Annotated in this window: 18 protein-coding genes; 5 read left to right on the plus strand and 13 right to left on the minus strand. The window is 59.6% G+C overall.

Annotation, left to right across the window (positions count from 1 at the left end; all coding sequences use genetic code 11):
• Positions 1 to 32: 32 nt before the first annotated feature.
• The gene (locus tag JOE34_RS20325; RefSeq protein ID WP_024665425.1) at positions 33 to 1,844 is read right to left on the minus strand and encodes an ABC transporter ATP-binding protein; all 1,812 of its coding nucleotides are present in this window, start codon (positions 1,842 to 1,844) and stop codon (positions 33 to 35) included.
• Between the two features lie 88 nt (positions 1,845 to 1,932).
• On the opposite strand from JOE34_RS20325, the gene JOE34_RS20330 reads away from it, so the two are divergent.
• Positions 1,933 to 2,358 (plus strand): DUF1810 domain-containing protein, encoded by a 426-nt coding sequence (locus JOE34_RS20330; protein WP_004404072.1) that lies wholly within the window; start codon positions 1,933 to 1,935, stop codon positions 2,356 to 2,358.
• Positions 2,359 to 2,365: 7 nt separating this feature from the next.
• Here JOE34_RS20330 and JOE34_RS20335 read toward each other — a convergent pair whose 3' ends face one another.
• The 10 genes from JOE34_RS20335 to JOE34_RS20380 all read right to left on the minus strand — a co-directional run bounded on the left by JOE34_RS20335 (position 2,366) and on the right by JOE34_RS20380 (position 12,990).
• Positions 2,366 to 3,436: a DUF1615 domain-containing protein gene (locus tag JOE34_RS20335; protein ID WP_024665424.1), complete on the minus strand. Its 1,071-nt coding sequence runs from the start codon at positions 3,434 to 3,436 to the stop codon at positions 2,366 to 2,368.
• A gap of 87 nt (positions 3,437 to 3,523) precedes the next feature.
• Positions 3,524 to 4,432, minus strand: coding sequence for a glutaminase B (gene glsB / locus JOE34_RS20340; RefSeq protein WP_003424029.1), 909 nt, complete (start codon positions 4,430 to 4,432; stop codon positions 3,524 to 3,526).
• Between the two features lie 70 nt (positions 4,433 to 4,502).
• Positions 4,503 to 5,318, minus strand: coding sequence for a class II aldolase/adducin family protein (locus JOE34_RS20345; protein WP_003409879.1), 816 nt, complete (start codon positions 5,316 to 5,318; stop codon positions 4,503 to 4,505).
• A gap of 685 nt (positions 5,319 to 6,003) precedes the next feature.
• Positions 6,004 to 8,406: a TonB-dependent receptor gene (locus JOE34_RS20350; protein WP_209996515.1), complete on the minus strand. Its 2,403-nt coding sequence runs from the start codon at positions 8,404 to 8,406 to the stop codon at positions 6,004 to 6,006.
• A gap of 281 nt (positions 8,407 to 8,687) precedes the next feature.
• The gene (locus tag JOE34_RS20355; RefSeq protein WP_003317853.1) at positions 8,688 to 9,089 is read right to left on the minus strand and encodes a biopolymer transporter ExbD; all 402 of its coding nucleotides are present in this window, start codon (positions 9,087 to 9,089) and stop codon (positions 8,688 to 8,690) included.
• A gap of 1 nt (position 9,090) precedes the next feature.
• On the minus strand, positions 9,091 to 9,819 hold the full coding sequence (locus JOE34_RS20360; protein ID WP_074953542.1) for a MotA/TolQ/ExbB proton channel family protein: 729 nt from the start codon (positions 9,817 to 9,819) through the stop codon (positions 9,091 to 9,093).
• A gap of 128 nt (positions 9,820 to 9,947) precedes the next feature.
• Positions 9,948 to 10,781 (minus strand): energy transducer TonB, encoded by an 834-nt coding sequence (locus JOE34_RS20365; protein ID WP_209996517.1) that lies wholly within the window; start codon positions 10,779 to 10,781, stop codon positions 9,948 to 9,950.
• A 389-nt stretch (positions 10,782 to 11,170) separates the two neighbouring features.
• Positions 11,171 to 11,665, minus strand: a complete 495-nt coding sequence (locus tag JOE34_RS20370; RefSeq protein WP_209996519.1) for a copper chaperone PCu(A)C — start codon at positions 11,663 to 11,665, stop codon at positions 11,171 to 11,173.
• Entirely contained in the window at positions 11,659 to 12,264 is a 606-nt protein-coding gene (locus JOE34_RS20375) for an SCO family protein (protein ID WP_003424002.1), read from the minus strand. The genes JOE34_RS20370 and JOE34_RS20375 overlap by 7 nt, the downstream gene beginning before the upstream one ends.
• Positions 12,265 to 12,438: 174 nt before the next feature.
• A complete protein-coding gene (locus tag JOE34_RS20380) occupies positions 12,439 to 12,990 on the minus strand; it encodes a LacI family DNA-binding transcriptional regulator (RefSeq protein ID WP_003317850.1) in 552 nt (183 codons plus the stop codon).
• A gap of 178 nt (positions 12,991 to 13,168) precedes the next feature.
• Here JOE34_RS20380 and JOE34_RS20385 point away from each other — a divergent pair, with 178 nt between their 5' ends.
• Together JOE34_RS20385 and JOE34_RS20390 are read left to right on the plus strand one after the other, a co-directional pair.
• Complete coding sequence (locus JOE34_RS20385) at positions 13,169 to 14,329, plus strand: efflux RND transporter periplasmic adaptor subunit (protein WP_016567976.1); 1,161 nt, start codon at positions 13,169 to 13,171, stop codon at positions 14,327 to 14,329.
• Between the two features lie 33 nt (positions 14,330 to 14,362).
• Entirely contained in the window at positions 14,363 to 17,503 is a 3,141-nt protein-coding gene (locus JOE34_RS20390; RefSeq protein ID WP_209996521.1) for an efflux RND transporter permease subunit, read from the plus strand.
• 24 nt (positions 17,504 to 17,527) lie between these two features.
• On the opposite strand, the gene JOE34_RS20395 is transcribed toward JOE34_RS20390, so the two are convergent.
• Together JOE34_RS20395 and sfnG are read right to left on the minus strand one after the other, a co-directional pair.
• Positions 17,528 to 19,120, minus strand: coding sequence for a sensor domain-containing diguanylate cyclase (locus JOE34_RS20395; RefSeq protein ID WP_004404095.1), 1,593 nt, complete (start codon positions 19,118 to 19,120; stop codon positions 17,528 to 17,530).
• 320 nt (positions 19,121 to 19,440) lie between these two features.
• Positions 19,441 to 20,541 (minus strand): dimethylsulfone monooxygenase SfnG, encoded by a 1,101-nt coding sequence (gene sfnG / locus JOE34_RS20400; protein WP_003423982.1) that lies wholly within the window; start codon positions 20,539 to 20,541, stop codon positions 19,441 to 19,443.
• Between the two features lie 321 nt (positions 20,542 to 20,862).
• Here sfnG and JOE34_RS20405 point away from each other — a divergent pair, with 321 nt between their 5' ends.
• Positions 20,863 to 21,198: a hypothetical protein gene (locus tag JOE34_RS20405; RefSeq protein WP_046266801.1), complete on the plus strand. Its 336-nt coding sequence runs from the start codon at positions 20,863 to 20,865 to the stop codon at positions 21,196 to 21,198.
• A gap of 207 nt (positions 21,199 to 21,405) precedes the next feature.
• Entirely contained in the window at positions 21,406 to 22,443 is a 1,038-nt protein-coding gene (locus tag JOE34_RS20410; protein WP_024682958.1) for an LLM class flavin-dependent oxidoreductase, read from the plus strand.
• Positions 22,444 to 22,958: the final 515 nt, after the last annotated feature.

The following is a 22,958-nucleotide window of genomic DNA, read 5'->3' on the forward strand; positions in this document are numbered from 1 at the left end:
CATTCACTGCAACACTTTTTATACGGTTTTACCTAGCGATAACCCTGCGCCTGCAGATCGAACAGCGCGGCGTAGCGCCCTGCGGCGACGATCAGGCTGTCATGATCACCGCGTTCCAGCACCCGCCCGTGCTCCAGCACCACGATGTGTTCGGCGTTGCGCACGCTGGAAAACCGATGCGATATGAGCAGCGTCATGCGCCCTTTGGCGTACTCGCGAAAATGTTCGAATACCGCCGCTTCTGCCCCGGCATCCAGGGCGGCAGTCGGCTCGTCGAGAATCAGGATATCGGCGTCGCGGCGCATGTAAGCGCGTGACAACGCGATTTTCTGCCACTGCCCGCCGGACAGTTCCTGACCTCCCGCAAACCAGCGGCCCAGTTGTGTGGCGTAGCCTTTGTCGAGCTGTTCGATGAACTGCGCGGCCATGCCCTGCGCCGCCGCTTCGCGCCAACGGCCTTCATCATGGAAGGCCTGAGTGTCGCCGACCCCAAGGTTCTCGCCGACCTGAAACTGATAGCGAATGAAGTCCTGAAAAATCACGCCGATGCGCGAGCGCAAAGCATCTTCGTCCCACTCCTGCAGATCGCTGCCGTCCAGCAGAATGCGGCCTTGATCGGGTTGGTAGAGGCGCGTCAGCAGCTTGATCAGGGTGGTTTTTCCCGACCCGTTCTCGCCCACCAGGGCCACGCTGCGCCCCGGGGCCAGGTGCAGATCGATATTTTCAAGTGCCGGACGGCTGGTCCCCGGATAAGTGAAACTGACGTTCTCGAAGCGCATGCCATCACCGGGTTGCGCGCCCACGGTCAGGCTGCCAGCAGATGGCGTAACCGGCTGACCGAGGTAGACATACAGGTCAGCCAGATACAGCCCGTCCTCGTACAAACCACTGATGGCGCTGAGACTGCTGCTCACCGCGGCCTGACCCTGTTTGAACAGCACCAGGTACATGGTCATCTGCCCCAGGGTGATCCGCCCGTGTACCGCATCGACCACCACCCAGGCGTAGGCCAGGTAAAACGCAGCCGTGCCCAGCAGACCGAGCAGGAAGCCCCAGCCATCACGGCGCACCGTCAGGCGCCGGTCTTCGGCATACAGACGCTCGAAGGTGTCGCGGTAGCGCTTGAGCAGCAGCGGCGCGAAGCCGAACAGCTTGACCTCCTTGATATAGCCCTCGTGGGAGAGCAGTGTTTCGATGTAATTCTGCCGACGGGTTTCCGGAGCGCGCCGGGTAAACAGGCGGAACGCGTCGCCGGAAAAATGCGCCTCGGCAAAAAACACCGGCAACGCGCCGAGCACCAGAATCAGCAACGCCCAAGGCGAAAAATGCACCAGCAATACGGCAAAGCTGATCAGCGAAATGAGGTTTTGCAGCAACCCCAACGATTTGGTCACCAGAGCCAGCGGCCGTGTCGAGGCTTCACGCCGGACGCGCACAAGCTTGTCGTAAAACTCGGAGTCTTCGAACTGCGACAGCGACAGGGTCTGGGCCTTCTCCAGAATCAGGGTATTGACCTTCTGCCCCAGCAGCACCCGCAGCAACGCCTGCTGCACGGAAAGCCCGCGCTGTGCTGCCGCGAGCAGAGCCAGCACACCGGCTTCGAACAACACATAGCGCAGCACCGGCCACAACGGTGCTTCGCCCGCACTGGCGTGCAACTGCATGGCAGCGACCACCGCATCGACGATGCGCTGGCCGAGCCAGGCGGCCAGCGCGGGCAGCAGGCCGGCGATCAGCGTGGCGACGATCAGCCCGATGGACAGCGCTCGGGAGGTGGTCCAGACCAGATGCATGGCGCGCAAGGCCTGGTGCATGAACGAAATGAAACGCTTGAAAACCGGCATACGCTTAAAAACTCTTCAGACAGGTCGAACCCCCATGTCGGGCGGCCATCATACGACCACAGGTTCGTTGAAAAACAGGAAACTCATCATGAAAGATGCTTACAACCTGCAACGCTTTGTCGATGCCCAGCAACCGCTGTTCCAGCAGGTGCTAACGGAACTTGGAGCCGGACAGAAACGCTCCCACTGGATGTGGTTTGTGTTCCCGCAGATCCAGGGGTTGGGGCGCAGCGACACGGCGCGACACTACGCAATCACCGACCTCGATGAAGCTCGGGCTTACCTGCAACACCCCGTGCTGGGGCCGCGTCTGGAACAGTGCGCCGCAATCATTGCGCCTCAGGTAGAACGTTCGGCGCGACAGATCTTCAGTTCGCCGGATGACATGAAACTGCATTCGAGCATGACCCTGTTCAGCATCGCAGCACCTGAGCGACCCGTGTTTCAAAAGGTGCTGGATACGTTTTTCGGAGGCGAGCGAGATGCGATGACGGTAAAACTCCTGTCACGGTGATTCAACCTCACTTGGGCGCACGCTGCACGCAGCGTTCGCGTCGGTCGTCGACGCGCTCGGCAAACCAGGCGGTGGTGAGGTTACGGGTGATTTTCGGGCTTTTCAGGGTAATGCCGGGCAGGATGGCCCTGGGCAAAGGTTTGCCCGCCGCCCTGTCCGCCAGGGCGAAGACCTTGCTGTACAGATCGGTCTCCTCGAATTCCAGCGTGTCGCCCTGCTTGAGCTGGCTCCATATCTGCGACTTGTTCATGCCCAGCCGATCGCCCAGCGTGCGTACTGCCAGCTCGGTGGAGCCCGGCGAGGTAGAGTCAAAGCGGATCAGGTCGCCATCCAGCGCCAGCTCGATGCCGGTCGCCCGACTCACAGCATTCTGGAACGCGGCATTGCGACTGGCGTACCAACCGGCATTGAAGTCGGCAAAGCGGTACAACGACTGGGTGTAGTTGACCGGGTAGCCCAGCAGGTGAGCGATACCGAAGTACATGCCGCCACGGCGGGTGAAGACTTCGCGGCGGATCGAACCATCGACCGTGTAGGGATAATCCTCGGCGTGTTTCTCGGCAAAGGCGATGCTGACCTGCATCGGCCCGCCGGTCTTGACTGGGTTGAAGTTGCCGAACAACGCCTGACCCAGCGGCACCATGCCGATGAAGTCATCAAAGATCGCGCTGAGGTCTTTCTCGGTGCGCGCAGAATCGAGGCGTTTGCCGTAAGTCTTGCCGTCCGGCGAGCGAACACGTAACGCGGTGGCGATCAGCGCATTGGGAATGTGCAGTCGCGCAGCGCGGCGATTGATTTCTGCGCGGGCGATGTGGCCCATGTCCGGCACTGCAGGATCGACTTGAAAGGTCGATTCCTGCTCGGTAACGGCCATCACCGAACACAGGTTTTCGGTGGTCAGCGGGATCTTCTGCGCGGCAAACGCGGCGTGAATATCCGTGGCCCATCCCTGGCGATCCGTAGCAGTCGCCGGCATCAGGCGCATGATCTGCGCGCGCGCCTGTTCAGGCGTCAGTTCGGGCTCCTGGACCCGCTGCGTGCCACAGCCTGCCAATATCAGCAACCCGACGCTCAGCATGAGCGATTTGCATAGCCTTCTATTCAATCCATGACTCCTGTCTGGTTCGCGCTTCGACGCGCGGTTCACTTCAGAAGGCTTTTCACCTCAAAAGACCGACCAGTCGACCCTCGCGCTGAGTTTTTCCAGCGCAGCCATACCGACAAGGGAATTGCCCGCTGCGTTCAACTCCGGGGACCACACACAGACTGAGGCACGCTCGGGCACGATCGCAACGATACCACCGCCTACCCCGCTCTTGCCCGGCAGGCCTACGCGATAGGCGAAGTTGCCGGCTTCGTCGTACAGGCCGCTGGTGGCCATGATCGAGTTGACCTGGGTAGCCTGCCGCGCAGTGACGATCTGCTCGCCGCTGTGAGCGCAAAAGCCCTGATGAGCCAGAAAACCGAATGCTTTGGCCAGATCGATACAATTCATGCTCAGCGCACAATGATGGAAGTAGCTGCGCAGCACGTCTTCCACATCGCCGTGAAAATTGTCGAAGGATTTCATCAGATAGGCCGCCGCGGCATTGCGCGAACGGTGCTGGTATTCGGAGTCGGCGACTTTGGAGTCGGAAGTGATCGCCCGATTACCGCACAGGCGTCGAACGAAGTCGCGCATCGACAGCGACGGTGCTGCGAACCGCGCCTGGTTGATGTCGCAGATCACCAGCGCACCGGCATTGATGAACGGATTGCGCGGCCTGCCCTGCTCGAACTCCAGCTGCACCAGCGAGTTGAATGGCTGGCCAGAAGGCTCGTGTCCGAGACGCTGCCAGATCTCCTCGCCCGAGTGACCGATGGCTTGCACCAGGCTGAACACCTTGGAAATGCTCTGTATCGAAAACGCCGTTTCGGCGTCCCCGGCGCTGAACACCTGACCATCGTTGCCGTACACCGCGATGCCCAGCTGATCTGGCCGGACCTCGCCCAGTGCCGGGATGTAATCGGCCACCTTGCCCTGACCAAGCAAGGGTCTTACTTCATCGAGGATTTCGTTCAGCAGGTCTTGCATGTGTGCGCCCCTTGTTTTGGCTGCGCACACTACACCAACCTCAAGCGCCTCGCATCACTGCGTTGCAGGGTCACGTCTTGTAGTCGGTGTCGTTACGCTCCAGCTCGCGAATCAGGGCATTCCAGTGCCGTGCGACACCCGGCGCATGGCCGTCCTTGATGGCCTTTGCCTGCTGCTCCACCTTGGCAATCACCTCGCGCGGTGGGAACACCAGTTCGGCGTTACCCGCCGACTGTGCCGCAATCTGAATATTGCAGGCGTACTCAAGGGCATGAAGCTGCTGAAACGCATGCTCGACACTCACCCCGCCGGTCAGCAACCCGTGGTTGCGCAGGATCATCACGCTCTTGTCACCCAGGTCCGCGACCAGCCGTTCGCGTTCACTCAAGTCCAGCGCAATGCCTTCATAGCCGTGGTAAGCAACCCGGCCGGAGAAGGCAATCGAGTGCTGGGAGATGGGCAGCAGGCCGTCCTTCTGCGCCGACACGGCGATACCGTCACGGGTGTGCGTGTGCAGCACCGCCTGCAGGTCGTGGCGCGCAGCATGAATGGCACTGTGAATCACGTAACCGGCGTAGTTGATACCCAGCCCGGTGGGGTCATCGACAATCGTGCCGTCAATATCGACCTTGACCAGGTTGGATGCGGTGATTTCATCGAACAGCAGCCCGAACGCGTTGATCAGAAAGTGCTCGTCCGGGCCCGGCACGCGTGCCGAGAAATGCGTATAGATATGATCGGTCCAACGCTTGAGCGCCGCCAGCCGATAGGCCGCCGCCAGCTTGACCCGGACTTCCCATTCTTCCGGCGACACTCTGTCGCGCACGCTGCCGCTACCCGACGGCGTCGTACCTGACTGGACTGGCAAAGCGCTGACGTTGCTCATGGTATTGCTCCTGGATGACTTCTGACTGATCAGCAAGACTAGGCGCATGGGGATTCAATTAAAAATCACATTTACTTCTAAGCTAATTATAAAAAATGAGAATATTAAAGTCAGTCCTGCTACCGCCTTTGCACATGTCCACGAAGGTCTATGATTATTTCTAAAGGCTATTTAAATAGCTTTTTATATATCGATGTGCTCCAGAGAATTTTAAATCCCCACCGGAACATGGCATGCCGAAGACTGCAAGATTTCTCCCCCTCACAGCGGCCGACGCTCTGCGTAACACGGCGGTTTTTCTTTGTCAGGTGGATTGGGGTTCGGCTCAGGTCAGCTTTTCGCCCCTCGGCGAGTCACTTTGATGGGGCCAAAGTGACCAAAGCCCCTGGCTCCGGCTCAGGCCCGACTTCGTCGGGTTCCTTCGCGCTGTCACTGATCCGGGGGTCGCCGCAACGGGCCCTCCATGGCCCGGTGCGGCTAACTCGGCGTCCTGCCGAGTTACCCCCGGATCAGCGTCAGGACTCAGCCGTCACTTACGTCGCAATTTGCGTTGTCAGTGCCATTGCGCCAAAAAAGCGCTTTCGTTTATGTGCAGTGCCCAGGAGCAAGGCATAGCGTCGTGTTGCAGCGTCACGAGCTTTATGCAAACGCAACGTATTGGAACGACAGTCAGCGGCAAATCGCGCTACCAGTTATACGTCACCTTGCCGTAGTAATAAGCGCCGCTGTACCCGTAGGGCGAGAATGTGCTGTAGGCCAGGTTGCCGCCGCTGGAGGAGAAGTCGTTGAGCTTTTCCGGGTATTTGTCGGTGACGTTGTCGCCGCCCAGGGTGAAGACCCAGCTCTTGAGTTTGTAGTCGACCGCCAGGTCCAGCAGCCAGGCGGCGCTGAAGGTCTGGTCGTTGACCTTGTCGGCCTGATAGCTGGTGAACTCGCCGTAGCGGACCAGGTTGGAGTGCAGCGCCCAATTGCCAAACGTCAGGTCATTGCCCAGCGTCAGTTTGTGTTGAGGCGTAGTGTCGCCCAGCAAACCGATGCGCTCCCTGCGGTCTACCCGCACCAGGTTCACTCCCAACTGATCGAGAATCGCCGGGTTGGCCTTCACGTCGGTGACTTTGGTGTGGTTGTAGTTGTAACCCACCGTGCTGTTCCAGCGCACACCGTTGTCGAACTGGTAGCGGTAATTGGCGACCAGATCGACGCCATCGGTGCTGGTGTCCGTGGCGTTGGTGAAATAACGGGCACTGGTGTAGTTGATATCGCCTACGCCATTGCTGCGCAGGTAATTGATGGCGGTGTTATTGAGCACCAGATTGGAGGACAGCGAGATACGGTCCTGAATGTCGATGCGATAGACGTCGGCAGTCACGGTCAGGCTGTCCAGCGGCTGGAGTACCAGGCCCAGGCTGTAGTTGCGGGACTTTTCCGGCTTGAGGTCTTCGGCACCCAACAGTTGTGCAACGTTACTGCCGGCCGGAAACGTGCCCGCTTCCTGGATGGTGTTGCCAATCAGCTGCGACGACGTGAAAGTAAAGTTCTGCTGCGCCAGTGAAGGCGCGCGGAAGCCTGTCGATACGCTGCCTCGCAAGGCCAACTGCGGAGTGAAATCGTAGCGCGCCGAAAGCGAGCCGCTGACATTGGAACCGAAATCGCTGTAGTCCTCGTGGCGGACGGCAGCCGACACACCGAGCTTCTCGGTCAGATTGGTTTCCAGGTCCAGATACTGTGCGAAGTTGTGTCGCGAGTAACTGCCTGCATCCGCCGCGCGGAAACCGCCCAACCCGGAACTGCCGGTCTGGAAATACGACTCTGGCTGCCCTGCCTCGATCTGATAGCCCTGCCGCAGGTACTCCGCGCCAAACGCAACCGATACCGGATAAGGCAGCCACGCTGTATTGAATTCTCTGAACAGGTCGAGGCTCAGTTGCCTCTGATCATTGGTCAGCGTGCCGTTGTAAAACGAGCGCGGCGTGTTCAGCCCCAATGAGGTGTTAATGGTTTTGGTGCGCAGCTCATAAGAGTTTTTGCCATAGTTGGCGGACACGTCGTAGTGCCAGTCATACGCCAGTTCACCGCGCAGGCCAGCGACCAGCGAGGTGTCTTCGAGCGTGCCGTTGATCAGTGGCAGATAGCCGTTTGGATAAATCGCCGCAATGTTATTCGAAGCATTGCTCGGCCGATAGAAAGCGGCGGTTTCACCACGCCGTTTGCTGTAGCCCCCAAAGCTGTAGAACTCCGCCGCATCGCTGAAGCTGTATTCGGCGTTGTACTGCAGCTTGCCCTCGTGCGTCTGTGGCTCGCCCTGGCGAAACACCTGCTGACCGTAAGTGGTGGACCCGACACTGGACGCTCGCAAGTCGTCACCGGCTCGGTTGGTGTAGTCATTGTTGGCACCCTCACCGGACAGGTTGAACGTGCCGTTGTCGCCCAGGGCAAAACCGGTATTGCCCGATACTTGGCGCTGAATGCCGTCGCCCTTCTTGTATTGGCCGTACTGGCTGGAAATCGACCCGCCATGGTCGGCGCTCTTGAGAATAATGTTGATCACCCCGGCGATGGCATCGGACCCATAACGTGCCGACGCACCGTCGCGCAGGACTTCGATATGGTCGATGGCCGACAGCGGAATGGCATTCAGGTCGGCAGGTGCCGAACCACGTCCGACCGCCCCGCCCAGATTGACGAAGGCGGATGTATGCCGGCGCTTGCCGTTGACCAGCACCAGCACCTGATCCGGCGAGAGGCCACGCAGTTGCGCCGGACGTGTCAGCTCCGCACCGTCCACCAGGCTCGGCCGAGGGAAATTGATCGAAGGAATCAGACGAGCCAGCACGGCGCCCAACTCGCTGGAGCCGGAACTGCGCAGGCTGTCACCGGAGATCACATCGACAGGCGACAGCGAGGCGCTGGCGGTACGCTCCTGCGCACGGGTGCCGGTCACGATCACTGTACCCAGAGTGGACGCACCCTGATTAGCTTGTTCATCTGTCGCTTCGGCGGCAAAAGCGCTTGCACTGATACCCGCGACGCTCAGCAAATTGGCTGAAAAAATCGCCGTGGCCAATACGCTGCGTTTGAAATTCCCCATACCACTACCCCTTGAAAATCCCTGATCCAGAAACTTTGTTCTGGTTACAACGAGCGATCCGTGCGGCGGACGGTGGCGATCATTACGGTGTCTGATTGATGTTCCGGTAGCCCGATGCGATATAGCTTAATGACATTGATTTAAATATTTAAATACCAATAACGAACAAGCATCTGCATTTGTGTCCGTACTGAAAAATGCTTGCGATGCAGGCAAAAAAAGGCCGCACCTGCCTGAGGATGCGGCCCAAAACCGTTGAAGCTGTAGGTGGTATAAATCTGCTACTTGGCAGTGATCACGGACAATTTGGTAATCCCGGCACGTTCGATGGAAGCCATTGCGCGCGCGACTTCTCCGTAGTTGACGCCATTGTCCGCCTGCAATTGCACGCGCACGTCAGGGGTCTTGTCCTTGGCCGCCTTCAGGCTGCTTTCCAGCAAGCCCGGCTGGATTTCGTCCTTGTTGATGAACAGCTTGCCCTGCCCGTCGATGCTCACCACCAATGGGTCTTTCTGCTCCACTGGCGCGACCGATTCGGTCTTGGGCAGGTTGATCGGGATCGAGTTGGTCAACAGCGGCGCGGTAACGATGAACACCACCAGCAGCACCAGCATTACGTCTACCAGCGGCGTGACGTTGATCTCGCTCAGCACTTCATCGGTATCTTGAGTAGAAAAAGCCATCTCAGGAGGCCTCCTTCACGTTCTGCCCGGCGTGGGCGCCCGCAGTGCCGGACTTCAATACCGGATGCAGCAGCACACGGAAGGCGCTCTTCTGCGCAAGGCTATAGAAGTCATGGGCAAAGTCATCCAGATCGGCAGCGGTCAGTTTCAGGCGTCGCAGGAAGTAGTTGTAAACCAGCACTGCGGGCACTGCGACGGCAATACCGACACCGGTAGCCACCAGCGCCGCGCCGATCGGCCCGGCCACCGTTTCCAGGCTCGCAGAACCGGCCGCACTGATGCCCTTGAGGGCCGACATGATGCCCCAGACCGTACCGAACAGACCGATGAAAGGCGAAGTGCTGCCGATGCTGGCGAGGATGGCCAGACCGGTTTCCAGCGAGCGGCGCTCGCGAACGATCTGCTGACGCAGTGCGCGCTCAAGGCGGTCCTGATGGTTGATGGAATGACTGAGGTCATTGGCCTGCGCGCCATCCGGCACCTGAATGGCGGCGTAACCGGCCAGGGCGACACGAGCGGCAGCGCCCGGTTGCTCCTGGGCCAGTTGCGCGGCCGAATCCAGACTCGATGCCGCCCAGAACCGCTTGTGGAACTTGCGATCCTGAGACTTCAGACGCGAAAACTGCACGCCCTTGAGCAAGGCCAGGCCCCAGGTCGCGACGGAAAAAAGCACCAGCAGCCAGATGACCGCGTGTTCGATGGATTCAAAAGGCGAAGCAAGTAGATTCATGGCGCAGCTCTCTCTGAACAAAGTCTGAACAAGGCATGGAGTGTGTCGCGATGCGCCTTTGGTTCAGGTAGCTCGCCAGGTCAATCGAATAGCCGGGTTTGATCGTGAAACGTTTTGATCTTGAAGCCTCAGTTGATCTTGAAATCAATGGGCACGCTGACCCAGCCATCCTGGGCTACATCGCCCTGCTTGGCCGGAACGAAACTCCAGCGTTTCACCGCAGCAAGCGCGGCGTCATCAAGCTGCTCGCGGCCACTGCTCTTCTGTATTTGAATCTCGCCGGGCTTGCCGCTGGCCAATACATGCACGCGCAACAGCACAGTGCCTTCCCAGCCGCGACGCATGGCCAGCGATGGATATTCCGGAGCCGGGTTGCGCAAGTAACCCGCACTGGCCGAGGCCGGGGTCACCGGCTTTGGTGCCGGCGGAGCGGGTGGCGCAGGCGCGGCGACAGGAGCTGCCGGTACAGGGGGTGTGGGTGGCTGCTCAGCCGGTTTGGCCACGGGTTTCACGACCGGCTTGACCACCGGTTTGGGCGGCTGTGGCTTGGGCTTGGGAATCGGTTTGGGCGGCGGCGGTTTGACGGCCAGTTCGTCCTCGACAGGAGGTGGCGGCTCGACCACCGGTTGCACGACAGGCTCGGGCGGTGGCGGCGGTGTTTCCACAACCGGTGGCGCAGGCTGGGAAAACTCGATGGTCATCGGCGGGATTTCAGGTGGCACAACCGGCAACGCCGGCGTCGGGTTCTGGCTCAGCCAGTAAATGATCGCGCCATGGAACACCAGCGCCAGCGCACCGAGCAAAATGGCTTCGCGCCGTCCGAGAATCGGCTTGGGGGTGCTTTGCAACCGCGATAACGCCAGCGGCGCACGGAAAGGACGCCCCAGATCGACCAGATCGCCACTCGGCGTCTGGCGCCAAGGCACGTCATGTGCACTGGCTGCGGTCTGGACATTGCCCATTGATACACTCCTGCATTTTCATGATAAAAATCCAGGTTCTGTTGGTATCAGTCACCTTCCTTAGGCCGATGTGGCGAGGCAATCATCGCCGAAAGAGCTTTGTTCCTGAAAAGAATATTTGGTTCGTCGGTTAGATCCTAAATGCATATAGGAGGCGGACGTTCCGCGTTCGCTTTTGAACGTGCAGTGAGGCACAGAGTTGTGACGCGGAGCGTCACGAAAGGCATTCCACTGGAGCGTGAGGAACGATAGGCGTCATGTAGATCACTCTCTTGCCGATGCATCGAGCCCCTGTTTGCTGGGGGGCTGTGCCGGCCTCTTCGCGAGCAAGCTCGCTCCCACAAGACCGGTTTATAACGATGAGTGCCCAGCGTCCGATGCTGCAAGCCTCAATGGCCGCTGTGATCGCCGTGGCTGCTGTGCTCGTTGCCGGTCAGTGATCTGGCGACTGCGGTGACCTGGATCGTTTGCTTCGCGCCCTTGGCGTCTTCCACGGTCAGGGTCAGAGGCACCTGGTCGCCCTCTTTGACCTGGGCGGACAGGCCCATGAACATCACGTGGTAGCCATCGGAATCGAGCATCACCGGTTTGCCAGCCGGCAGGTCGACCGAGTTGACGCGCTGCATGCTCATCACATCGCCTTTCATGCTCATCTCATGGATCTGCACGGTTTTCGCAACAGGTGAAGCGACGTCGACCAACTTGCTGTCCGTGTCCGCGGTGATACGCATGAACGCACCCGTGGCGGACTGGCCTGGCACGGTGGCACGCACCCAGGCGTCATTGATGTGTGTTTCGGCCAGGGCCTGAGCGCTCAGGCCCAACAGCGAGAGGGTCAGCAACAGCGGTTTTGCAACGTTACGAATCAGAGCGGTCATCAGCATACTTCCATCAAAGTGAGCAGATCTTCGGTGCATTGTTGGGCGGACAGCCTGTGCGACAACCCCAGGCGTAATACACCGCGGGTGTCGTAAACGTAACTGGTGGCGGTGTGCGATATCGTGTAGGTGTCACCCAGTGGAACCTTCTCGAAGAATACGCCGAACTCCTTCGCCGTTGCCGCCGTTTCTTCAAGCGTGCCGGACAGTGCAACGAAGGTCGGATCGAAGGCCTTCACATAAGCGTCGATCACTTCGGGCGTATCGCGCTCCGGGTCCAGGGTAATGAACACCACCTGCAGCGTCTTGCCCTCCTCGCCCATCAGCTTCCTGATCTGTGCAGCTCGCGCCAGCGCGGTGGGGCAGATGGCCGGGCACTGGGTGAAACCGAAGAAGATCATCGGCATGAGGCCGCGAAAACTCGACAGCGTCTTGACGTTGCCTTGCGAGTCCTTGAGCCGGAAGTTGCGGCCGACAATCTCGTTGCTCATGTCCTTGCCGTGCTTGAACGGCAACGCATTGGAGCTGCCGCAGCCGGTCAGCAGACCAAGGCTCAACAACGAGAGACCTGCGACCACCTCGCGGCGTGTCAGATGTTGCGTCATGTCTTGCGTCCCCTGAGGATAAGGCGCGTGGGTTCAGACAAATTCAAAGGCGGCGAATTTACCACTCAAGGACCATGGGGAATACCGCCAATCCTGTATCAAGGCATGAGCAGACGCGCAAACGTCGCGCTCATGGGCTGCAATAGGTCATGCGACAAAACAGCACAGGCTGGCTTATCGTGCCGCCGCGCCCTGCAGGAAAAACTGGGTCACCAATGCGCCCATGCCGACGCGTGCCACACGGCCGCGGCGTTCGGCGTCGACCATCCCGGAGAGCAGCGCTGCGAACATTTCGGTAAGGACGGCGGCACCGACGTCGATCCGGAACAGACCTTCACGCTGACCGCGCAGGAAAAATGCATCCAGGGCGTCAGAGTAAGGCAACCAGCGGCGTCCCCCGCTGCTTTCGTCGAGCGAATCCGGACGCCACTGAAATACCAGAAAGACCAGCATTTCGCGGTGCATGAGGTGGTTGTCGACCAGCCGCTGAAGTGCTTCCAGCGGCGGAGCATGCTGCAGATCCGCGTCGGCAACCATCTGGTTCATCAGGTCCGAGGCGTGATTGAGCAGCAGTTCCACGAGATTGGCGCGAGTACCGCAGAAGCGGTTGAGCGTCGCCTTGCTGACACCAGCCGCCTGAGCAATATCCTTGAGCGTACCGTTGGAATGGTCGACCAGCGCAACGGCCAGAGCCTTCAGAAATTTGTCGTCAGCAGGTAATTCCATTGGGTACGTCTTCAACTCGTATAAGTGGCGGGCGGCGCATTGTGCAGAAACCTTACCGCGTTCTCAAAGCCTATACACAATTAGTCACTAAAGCCTCATGTGAGTCAATATTGACTCATCGCCTTTCAAAGTGGATCATTCGCGGCTTTAGCATCTGATGGCTGCGGCCGGGTGAATGATGAGTAGTTTCAGCGATTGGCGTGTCATGTCTGCAGTAGCCCTGCTGGCAGCGTTGGGTCTGGCCGGGTGCGAGCAGAAACAGCAGCAGGATCACGCTGCATCGAAAGCGCCCAAAGAGGTGGAAGCCATTATCGTCAGCGCCGAATCGTTCACGCTCGTTGACGAATTGCCCGGCCGTATCGAACCGGTGCGTGTGGCGCAGGTTCGCGCCCGGGTGGCCGGTATCGTGCTGAGCCGCAACTTCGAGGAAGGCGCCGACGTGAAAGCCGGCGCAGTGCTGTTCCAGATCGATCCGGCGCCATTCAAGGCCGCGCTGTCCAAGGCGCAGGGAGATCTGGCACGGACTCAGGCCACGCTGTTCGAGACTCAGGCCACGGTCAAGCGCTATGAGTCGCTGGTGGAAATTGAAGCGGTGAGTCGCCAGACCTTCGACACGGCCCGCTCCGCGCTGCAAAACGCTGTTGCAGCGAAGCGTTCGGCCGAGGCCGATGTTGAAACAGCCAGGCTGAACCTGAGCTATGCCACCGTCAAGGCGCCGATTTCAGGCCGCATTGGCCGCGCTATGGTCACCGAGGGCGCGCTGGTCGGTCAGGGCGAAACCACGCTGCTGGCAACCATTCAACAACTCGACCCGGTCTACGCCGACTTTACCCAGCCGGCCGCCGACGCCTTGCAGATGCGCGCCGCGATACAGGAAGGCCGCTTGCCAAAGGGCGGCGAAGACGCGTTGTCACTGAGTGTCGACGGCACCGATTACACGAGCACTGGCACCCTGCTGTTTACCGATGTCGCAGTAGACCGGACTACCGGCCAGGTTTCGTTGCGTGCGCGCTTTGCCAATCCCAAGGGCGTGCTGCTGCCCGGCATGTACGTGCGGGTACGCACACCGCAACGCGTTGACAGCAACGCCATTCTTGTTCCGCAGCGCGCCGTTCAGCGCTCCGGTGACGGTGCAGCCCGCGTGCTGGTGATTGCCCAGGACGGCACGGTTGAAGCGCGCCCGGTAAAAACCGGGGCGATGCAGGATTCGCGCTGGCAGATCACTGAAGGCCTGAAGGCAGGCGAACAGGTCATTGTCGGCAACATGACCGGGCTCAGCGCCGGTGACAAGGTCGCCCGCAAATCGCCCTCCGCCCAGCCGCAGGCCAAGGCGCAATAAAGCCGCCTTCAGCGCGACCGAGGATCACTGTCCATGTCTCTCTTTTTTATCAAGCGCCCTAACTTCGCCTGGGTACTCGCCCTGTTCATCTTGCTCGCCGGGTTGATGGCTCTGCCGTCTTTGCCTGTGGCGCAGTACCCGGACGTGGCGCCACCGCAGATCACCATCACCGCAACCTACCCCGGCGCATCCGCGAAAGTGCTGGTCGATTCGGTGACCAGCGTTATCGAGGACGAGCTCAACGGTGCCAAGGGGATGCTGTATTACGAGTCGACCAGCAACTCGACCGGCAGCGCGGAAATCAACGTGACGTTCGTGCCGGGCACCAACTCGGACCTGGCTCAGGTCGAGGTACAGAACCGTATCAAGAAAGCCGAAGCACGCTTGCCGCAGACGGTCCTCAGCCAGGGCCTGCAGGTCGAACAGGCCAGCTCCGGTTTTCTGTTGATCTACACACTGAACTACAAGGACGGCGCGGCCAACAAGGATACCGTCGCGTTGGCCGACTACGCGGCACGCAACGTCAATAACGAAATAAGCCGGGTGAACGGTGTCGGCAGACTGCAATTCTTCGCTGCCGAAGCCGCGATGCGGGTATGGATCGATCCGCAGAAGCTGGTGGGTTTCGGCTTGTCCATCGACGACGTGAATGCCGCCATCCGGGCGCAGAACGTGCAGGTTCCGGCAGGCAGTTTCGGCAGCAGCCCGGGCTCGTCATTGCAGGAGTTGACCGCCACTCTGGCGGTCAAGGGCACTTTGGACAACCCGGAAGAGTTCGGGCGCATCGTTCTGCGTGCCAACGAGGACGGCTCTGCGGTGCACCTGTCCGATGTGGCGCGGGTGGCGGTCGGCAGCCAGGATTACAGCTTCGAATCACGCCTGAACGGGCAACGGGCCGTCGCCGGTGCCGTTCAGCTGTCGCCGGGTGCCAACGCGATCCAGACGGCCAGAGCCGTCGAGCAGCGGCTCACCGAGCTGTCGGTCAACTTCCCGGAAGGCGTCGGGTTTTCGATACCGTACGACACCTCGCGCTTCGTTGACGTGGCGATCGACAAGGTGATCTACACCCTCGTTGAAGCCATGGTGCTGGTGTTTCTAGTGATGTTCCTGTTTCTGCAGAACATCCGTTACACGCTGATCCCGACCATCGTGGTCCCGGTGTGCCTGGCAGGGACACTGGCGATCATGTACCTGATGGGCTTCTCGGTGAACATGATGACCATGTTCGGCATGGTGCTGGCCATTGGTATTCTGGTCGACGACGCCATTGTGGTGGTGGAAAACGTCGAGCGGATCATGGCTGAAGAAGGCCTCTCTCCCGCCGCCGCCACGGTCAAGGCGATGCAGCAGGTTTCCGGGGCGATTTTCGGCATCACGCTGGTCCTGGCCGCCGTGTTTCTGCCACTGGCGTTCATGGGCGGCTCGGTCGGGGTCATCTACCAGCAGTTCTCGCTGTCGCTGGCCGTGTCGATTCTGTTTTCGGGTTTCCTGGCCCTGACGTTCACCCCCGCGCTGTGTGCCACGCTGCTCAAGCCGATCCCGGCCGGGCACCATGAAAAGCGGGGGTTCTTCGGTGGTTTCAATCGCCTGTTCGGCATGTTCACCGACCGTTACGAGCGCGTCAGCTCCAGCATGATCAAGCGCGCCGGCCGCTACATGCTGCTGTACCTGGGTATCGTCGGTCTGCTGGGCTTTTTCTACCTGCGTCTGCCGGAGTCCTTTGTGCCCGTGGAAGACCAGGGCTATCTGATCATCGACGTGCAACTGCCTCCCGGTGCCACCCGTTCACGTACCGACCTCACCGCGCAATTGCTTGAGAACTACATGCTGTCCCGCGAAGCCACTGGCGCGGTGACCATGCTGCTGGGGTTCAGCTTCTCGGGCATGGGTGAAAACGCGGGTCTTGCGTTCCCGACCCTGAAGGACTGGTCGGAGCGCGGCAAGGGCCAGTCGGCGGCTGAAGAAGCAGCGGCGTTCAACCAGCATTTTGCCGGGCTCGGCGACGGCACGGTGATGGCAGTGACGCCACCGCCTATCGACGGCCTGGGCACCTCGGGCGGCTTCTCGCTGCGTCTGCAGGACCGCGCAGGCCTGGGCCGTGAAGCCTTGCTGGCGGCACGCGACAAGCTGCTCGGCGAGGCCAACGGCAACCCGAAGATTCTCTACGCGATGATGGAAGGCCTGGCCGAAGCGCCGCAATTGCGCCTGAACATCGACCGCGAAAAAGCCCGTGCGCTTGGGGTGAGTTTCGAGTCGATCAGCAACGCCCTGTCCACCGCCTTCGGTTCCTCGGTGATCAGTGACTTCGCCAATGCCGGACGTCAACAGCGCGTGGTCGTGCAGGCCGAGCAGAGTTCGCGAATGACCCCGGAAAGCGTGCTCAAACTCTACGTGCCCAACAGCAGCGGCACGCTGGTGCCGTTGGGTGCCTTCGTTTCGACACACTGGGAACAAGGCCCGGTGCAGATCGCACGCTACAATGGCTACCCCGCGTTCAGGATTTCCGGCGACGCAGCGCCGGGGGTCAGTACCGGCGAGGCCATGGCTGAAATCGAACGGATCGTTTCCGAGCTGCCGCAAGGCATCGGTTACGAATGGACCGGCCTCTCCTATCAAGAAAGACTCGCCAGCGGCCAGGCGGTCGGACTGTTCGGCCTGGCGCTGCTGGTGGTGTTCCTGCTGCTGGTCGCGCTCTATGAGAGCTGGGCTATCCCGCTGGTGGTGATGCTGATCGTACCCGTCGGTGCGTTGGGTTCCGTGCTAGCCGTGACGGCCGTCGGCATGCCCAACGATGTGTATTTCAAAGTCGGCCTGATCACCATCATCGGGCTGGCGGCGAAAAACGCGATTCTCATCGTCGAGTTCGCCAAGGAGCTGTGGGATCAGGGCCATTCACTGCGCGACGCGGCACTTCAGGCTGCGCGGCTGCGCTTTCGGCCGATTGTCATGACCTCGCTGGCCTTCATCCTTGGCGTGGTGCCGCTGACCCTCGCCACCGGCGCGGGGGCTGCGAGCCAGCGCGCCATCGGTACAGGTGTTATCGGCGGCATGCTCAGTGCAACGTTGCTGGGCGTGGTACTGGTGCCGATATTCTTCGTCTGGGTGTTGTCCGCGCTGCGCCGCAAACCGCATGCGCAACAGATTGCCGACGATCAGCAACTGTCTGAGAAGTGATAGCCAAGGGGCGGCCGACGGGCATCAATCGCGCTGGCCCGACCTTGGCTCCGTGTCGGCTCGCGCATCCGCCGAGGCCTTGACGCGGGTCCAGGCCGGCAATGTGCCAGTCGCGTTTTCCGACGCCACATTCACCCGGTTGCGACCCTGCGATTTGGCGGCATACAACGCGCGGTCAGCAAGCTCGATCAGGCCTCGCTGATCGAGCTGACGATCCGTGCCGACGAATGTCGCGACACCCAGGCTGATCGTCACGATGCCAAACGGGCTGGCAGGATGTTCGATCTGCTCGTCACGGATTGCCTGAAGGATCTTCTCGGCCACCTGGCGAGCATTCGACTCATCAGTACCGGGCAACACCACCGCGATCTCTTCACCACCATAGCGGGCGGCGACGTCACTGGGACGGCGAATGAACTGCTCGACCACTCGAGCAAGCGCAATCAGGCATTCATCACCGGCCAGATGACCGTAATGATCGTTGTAGCGTTTGAAATGATCGGCATCGATCAGAATCAACGACAGCAGACTGCGCTCGCGTCTGGCGCGTTTGAATTCGACTTCCAGAAACTGATCGAAACGTCTGCGATTGGCCAGCCCGGTCAGTTTGTCTTCAGAGGCGATCAACTCCAGGTGCTGGTTCAGCTGGATCAGGGCTGCCTGGGAATCGAGCAGCTGGTCTTCTGCACGTATGCGGCTGTGGATATGCCCGATCAGACGAACGCCGAGTCCGATCACCAGGCCGAGCAGCACCAGCATGACCAGAATGGACTGCCTGGTCTGGCCCAGCCAGTCGAGCATGGCTTCTTTCTGACCCAGCGCAACCACGGTGACGATCGGGTAGACATCACTGCGTTTGAACGCATAAAAACGCGGGACACCGTCAATCCTGGAAACGAACTGAGCGGTGCCGGACACTTGGCCGCGTTTCGACGTAAAAATGGGCGTCGATGACAGGTCGCGACCGATTTCCTGCTCCAGATGGGGATAGCGTACCCGCAGCTGTCCGGTGGTCGACGTCAGACTGATGATGCCGGTTCGGCCAACCTTGATATCCGAATAGAACTTCAACAGATGATCGACGCCGATGGTCACGACCATCAGCCCGGCAAAACTCGCATCGGGATTATTGATGCGTCTGCTGACCGATATGACCCATTCGCCGGAGGCGCGGCTGCGAATCGTCGGGCCGATGTAAGGGGCTTTGTCAGGCATCTGCAAGTGGTGCTGAAAGAACTGGCGCTGCCCACTGTTGATGCCTATGACTTTGGGATTGCTCGAGAAGATGCAAATCCCGTCGGCGTTGTACAGCGACACGGTATCGATCTGCGGCAACGCGCCCATTTCACGCGCAATGACCCACCTCAGACGCTCGATCTGTTCAGGCCCGGCGCCGTCCTTTTCGACACGCTCCGTCAGGCCGATCAGCATCAGCTCGCTCTGCTTGAAAATGCCATCCGTGTAGGTACTCAGCGCTCCAGCCAGATTGATCGTGCTGGTCTGGATGTTTTCCAGAGTGTTGCGGCGTGCGGTCCATGCTTGCCAGGCCATCAACATCACCACGCAGGCGCACACTACGAAGATCAGCCATGACGCAAGCCGAAGGTCGCGTTTCAAAACTTGCCTCCACAACAGGTGAGAACCAGTGCATCTGGTTTTTCTGAAAACCGGACCTGATTGCTCAGGGGCCATCGACAATCCTTTCGCTATCAAATGCCATTGTCGGCAAGTGCTCGGCCATACCTGGAAGGCCTGGCATCGATAAAAGCATGCCAGCGAGTGGCATCATAATGCCACGTGCAACTGTATATGGGTTGATCGGGGTTGAACATACGGACACAGGCGCACACTGGATCACAGTGGCGCCTGATTTTATGACGGGCTGTAAATGCGACTGGCTTACAGGGGCAAGGCGGGTTATCGACAGTGGCCTGAGGTCAAGCCGTCTCGGCGACAGGCGTGCGTTGCGCGGCGGCTTCCAGCTCGCGTACCAGAGGCAACACGTGCTGACCGAAATAGGCGACTTCTTCCTGGAAATGCAGGAACGCCGAAAGGACCAGGTCTACGCCAACGGACTTGAGCTCCACGATGCGCTCGGCAATCTGCCGGGGTGTGCCGATCAGGTTGGTCTTGAAGCCGTCGTTGTACTGCACCAGATCCTGAAAGGTGGATTTGGCCCAGTTGCCCTCGCCCTCCGGACTCGACTGGCCAGCCTGTTTCGCGGCATCACCAAAGGCGTTGACGGCTTCCGGGTCAGCCTTGTCGACGATTTCGGCCAGCACGGCACGCGCCTCCTCTTCGGTATCCCTGGCAATGATGAACGCGTTCACGCCGATCTTCACCGAATGCCCGTTCGCGGCTGCCTTGGCTCGAATGTCATCGACCTGCGCCTTGATGCCTTCGACAGTATTGCCGTTGGTGAAATACCAGTCCGACACCCGCGCCGCCATATCACGTGCAGCCCGAGAGCTGCCGCCCTGAAAGATCTCCGGGTGAGGACGCTGGATCGGCTTGGGTTTGAGGGTGTAATCGTGGAAGCGATAGAAATCACCCTTGAAGGTGAAGTTGTCGGTGGTCCAGATCCCCTTGAGCGCGCGAATGAACTCCTCGGAGCGCCGATAACGTTCGTCATGCTCCAGCCAGGGCTCACCGATGGCCTGAAACTCGCCCTTGAACCAGCCGCTGACGATGTTGACTGCCACGCGCCCGGCCGTGAGCTGGTCAATGGTCGCCAGTTGTTTGGCGGCTACCGACGGAGTCCATGGCCCGGGCAATATCGCGGCAATGACCTTGAGCTTTTCGGTCGCGGCCAACAGTGCGTGGCTGAAAGCTACGGATTCATGCTGGAATTCGGCACCATAGCCGGCGGTAAAGCGGATTTGCGTCAGCGCATAGTCGAAGCCGGACTGCTCGGCGATCTGCGCCAGTTTGCGGTTGTAGTCGATGGTCCAACTGGTGCGCTGTTCGATCTTGCTGACTACCAGCCCACCACTGACGTTGGGCACCCAGTACGCAAATTTTATGGACGATTGGCTCATACGGTACTCCTCTGCTGCAAGCTTCCCGAGCGCATTAAGCACAAGGGCCTGCACATCCACAGAGCAGCAACCATGCCATCCAATAAAAGACAGGCAGATCAAGGTGTTGCAACGGCTGGCGTGCAGCGTCAACTGTCCGCCCCACACCAGGCTGTGGAACGACTGTTGCCTGAGCAACAGTTCCACGGGATATTTGGCCTGGCGCAGGATGTGATTTGTTGAAAACAAGCCGACGAGAGGCAGCTCTCCCGGCTATCCAGAATCGCGTTGCAGTAGTAAATTTTGGATCCAACGAACCCGCATTCATCCGCAGGAGCACCGATGAAATTGCATGCCTGTTTTCTGGCCCTGATGATCCCTGCCCTGTCGGCGCATGCTGAAGGCAAAAGCATATCCATCCCCCATGATCGAACCGGTCAGCACGCACTGGTAGAGAAAAGCGGCAACGCACAGGAACGGGTCGTGATCACGCGGCGTGAAGGGATGCTTGGGGTGATCTACTCCAAGCGGGTCTATAACTGCGCCAACCACACGGTGAACCTGGTCGGCACCGGTTCCACACTGGAAATCATGGAGCAGGCAAAGGCCGTGAGTGGCATGGGTCCGGTGATTCGCGACTCCACGGCTGAGTACATTGAATCCGAAGCCTGCAGTTGATCCCGAGCTGATCGGGCCTGCCCCGGCTGAATCCGCAACATCCGAAAGCGCCTCCTTTGAGGCGCTTTTTTCGTTTCTGCTGTTGCGTTTTGCAGCGAAAAGCAGCGCCGCAAAAAACACTTGCACCGAAAGTATTACGGTATACCATCAGACAACAATAACTCATCACGCCGGTGCAGGCGCCAGGATTTAAGCGAGGTAAGTGTCATGAAGTTTTCGTTGTTCGTGCACATGGAACGCTGGGATGAAAGTGTCAGTCATCGCCAGCTTTTCGAGGACCTGACCGAGCTGACGCTGATGGCCGAGCAAGGTGGTTTCAGCACGGTCTGGATAGGCGAACACCACGCGATGGAATACACCATCTCGCCAAGCCCGATGCCGCTGCTGGCGTATCTGGCGGCCAGGACCACACGTATTCATCTGGGCGCCGGTACCATCATTGCGCCGTTCTGGCATCCATTGCGGGTCGCGGGTGAATGCGCGCTGCTGGACGTGATCAGCAACGGGCGCATGGAAGTCGGCTTGGCACGCGGTGCCTATCAGGTGGAGTTCGACCGCATGGCCGGTGGCATGCCAGCCTCCGAGGGCGGCAAGGCGTTGCGTGAAATGGTCCCTGTGGTACGTGCGCTATGGCAGGGTGACTACGCTCACGATGGCGATATCTGGAAATTCCCGACCTCGACTTCTGTGCCCAAGCCGATCAACACGCCGCCGATGTGGATCGCTGCGCGCGACCCCGACTCGCACAATTTCGCCGTGCAGAACGGCTGTAACGTGATGGTCACCCCATTAATGAAGGGTGACGAAGAAGTGGTCGACCTGAAGAACAAGTTCGACGCCGCGCTGGCCAATAACCCTGACGTGCCCCGTCCGCAATTAATGGTGCTGCGCCATACGCATGTGCATGCCGCAGATGATCCCGAAGGCTGGAAAGTGGGTGCCACCGCCATCGCGAAGTTCTACCGTACCTTTGACGCGTGGTTTGGCAATAAACAGACGCCGGTCAATGGTTTTCTGGCCCCTAGCCCGGAAGAGAAATTCAAGGAGCGTCCGGAGTTCGAGCTGGAGAACATCCGCAAAAACACTATGATCGGTACGCCGGAGGAGATCATTCCGCGTATTCGTCATTATCAGGAGTTGGGTGTCGACGAGTTCAGCTTCTGGTGCGACAACAGCCTGCCCCACGCCGAGAAGAAAAAGTCGCTCGAGCTGTTCATCAAGCATGTGGTGCCGGTGTTTCGTTGAGTGTTGAGATTGCCTGAGAGGCCCAGGAAAATGCTGCCCAGACCATAATATTAATATTGATCCTCCACACGCTCTGCACTCATCGTTATGCGCAAGTCCTGGATGCTCCAAGTAAAGGCTTCCAGGCTTCTGCCCGAAGGGCATAGGAGCGAACTTGTTCGCGAAAGCGCGAGTGTAATCGGCAAAAATACGTCGATTGAGAAGCCTTCTTCGCGAACAAGTTCGCTCCTACGGCCTTCGGCCAGAATCAAAAATCACATTGCGACGCTCGTTCCCACGCGTGGTAATGCCTTTCGTGACGCTCTGCGTCACACAGTAGTTCTGTGATATCAGGTAGGTTAGGGTCCGGCTCAGATCACCTTTTCGCCCCTCGGCGACCTACTTTGATGGGGCCAAAGTAGGCAAAGCCCGCAGCTCCGTTTCCGGCCCGACTTCGTCGGGTTCCTTCGCCCTGCCACTTATCCGGGGGTCGCCGCAACGGGCCATCCATGGTCCGGTGCGGCTAGCCTGGCGTC

It is taken from the genome of Pseudomonas sp. PvP028 (genome assembly GCF_017832255.1).
Classification (GTDB): Bacteria; Pseudomonadota; Gammaproteobacteria; order Pseudomonadales; family Pseudomonadaceae; genus Aquipseudomonas; species Aquipseudomonas syringae.

Bases quoted from the DNA above. Each gene is read 5' to 3' on its own strand.
- JOE34_RS20325 (WP_024665425.1), bottom strand. From the start codon at position 1,844: ATGCCGGTTTTCAAGCGTTTCATTTCGTTCATGCACCAGGCCTTGCGC.
- JOE34_RS20330 (WP_004404072.1), top strand. From the start codon at position 1,933: ATGAAAGATGCTTACAACCTGCAACGCTTTGTCGATGCCCAGCAACCG.
- JOE34_RS20335 (WP_024665424.1), bottom strand. From the start codon at position 3,436: ATGCTGAGCGTCGGGTTGCTGATATTGGCAGGCTGTGGCACGCAGCGG.
- glsB (WP_003424029.1), bottom strand. From the start codon at position 4,432: ATGCAAGACCTGCTGAACGAAATCCTCGATGAAGTAAGACCCTTGCTT.
- JOE34_RS20345 (WP_003409879.1), bottom strand. From the start codon at position 5,318: ATGAGCAACGTCAGCGCTTTGCCAGTCCAGTCAGGTACGACGCCGTCG.
- JOE34_RS20350 (WP_209996515.1), bottom strand. From the start codon at position 8,406: ATGGGGAATTTCAAACGCAGCGTATTGGCCACGGCGATTTTTTCAGCC.
- JOE34_RS20355 (WP_003317853.1), bottom strand. From the start codon at position 9,089: ATGGCTTTTTCTACTCAAGATACCGATGAAGTGCTGAGCGAGATCAAC.
- JOE34_RS20360 (WP_074953542.1), bottom strand. From the start codon at position 9,819: ATGAATCTACTTGCTTCGCCTTTTGAATCCATCGAACACGCGGTCATC.
- JOE34_RS20365 (WP_209996517.1), bottom strand. From the start codon at position 10,781: ATGGGCAATGTCCAGACCGCAGCCAGTGCACATGACGTGCCTTGGCGC.
- JOE34_RS20370 (WP_209996519.1), bottom strand. From the start codon at position 11,665: ATGCTGATGACCGCTCTGATTCGTAACGTTGCAAAACCGCTGTTGCTG.
- JOE34_RS20375 (WP_003424002.1), bottom strand. From the start codon at position 12,264: ATGACGCAACATCTGACACGCCGCGAGGTGGTCGCAGGTCTCTCGTTG.
- JOE34_RS20380 (WP_003317850.1), bottom strand. From the start codon at position 12,990: ATGGAATTACCTGCTGACGACAAATTTCTGAAGGCTCTGGCCGTTGCG.
- JOE34_RS20385 (WP_016567976.1), top strand. From the start codon at position 13,169: ATGAGTAGTTTCAGCGATTGGCGTGTCATGTCTGCAGTAGCCCTGCTG.
- JOE34_RS20390 (WP_209996521.1), top strand. From the start codon at position 14,363: ATGTCTCTCTTTTTTATCAAGCGCCCTAACTTCGCCTGGGTACTCGCC.
- sfnG (WP_003423982.1), bottom strand. From the start codon at position 20,541: ATGAGCCAATCGTCCATAAAATTTGCGTACTGGGTGCCCAACGTCAGT.
- JOE34_RS20405 (WP_046266801.1), top strand. From the start codon at position 20,863: ATGAAATTGCATGCCTGTTTTCTGGCCCTGATGATCCCTGCCCTGTCG.
- JOE34_RS20410 (WP_024682958.1), top strand. From the start codon at position 21,406: ATGAAGTTTTCGTTGTTCGTGCACATGGAACGCTGGGATGAAAGTGTC.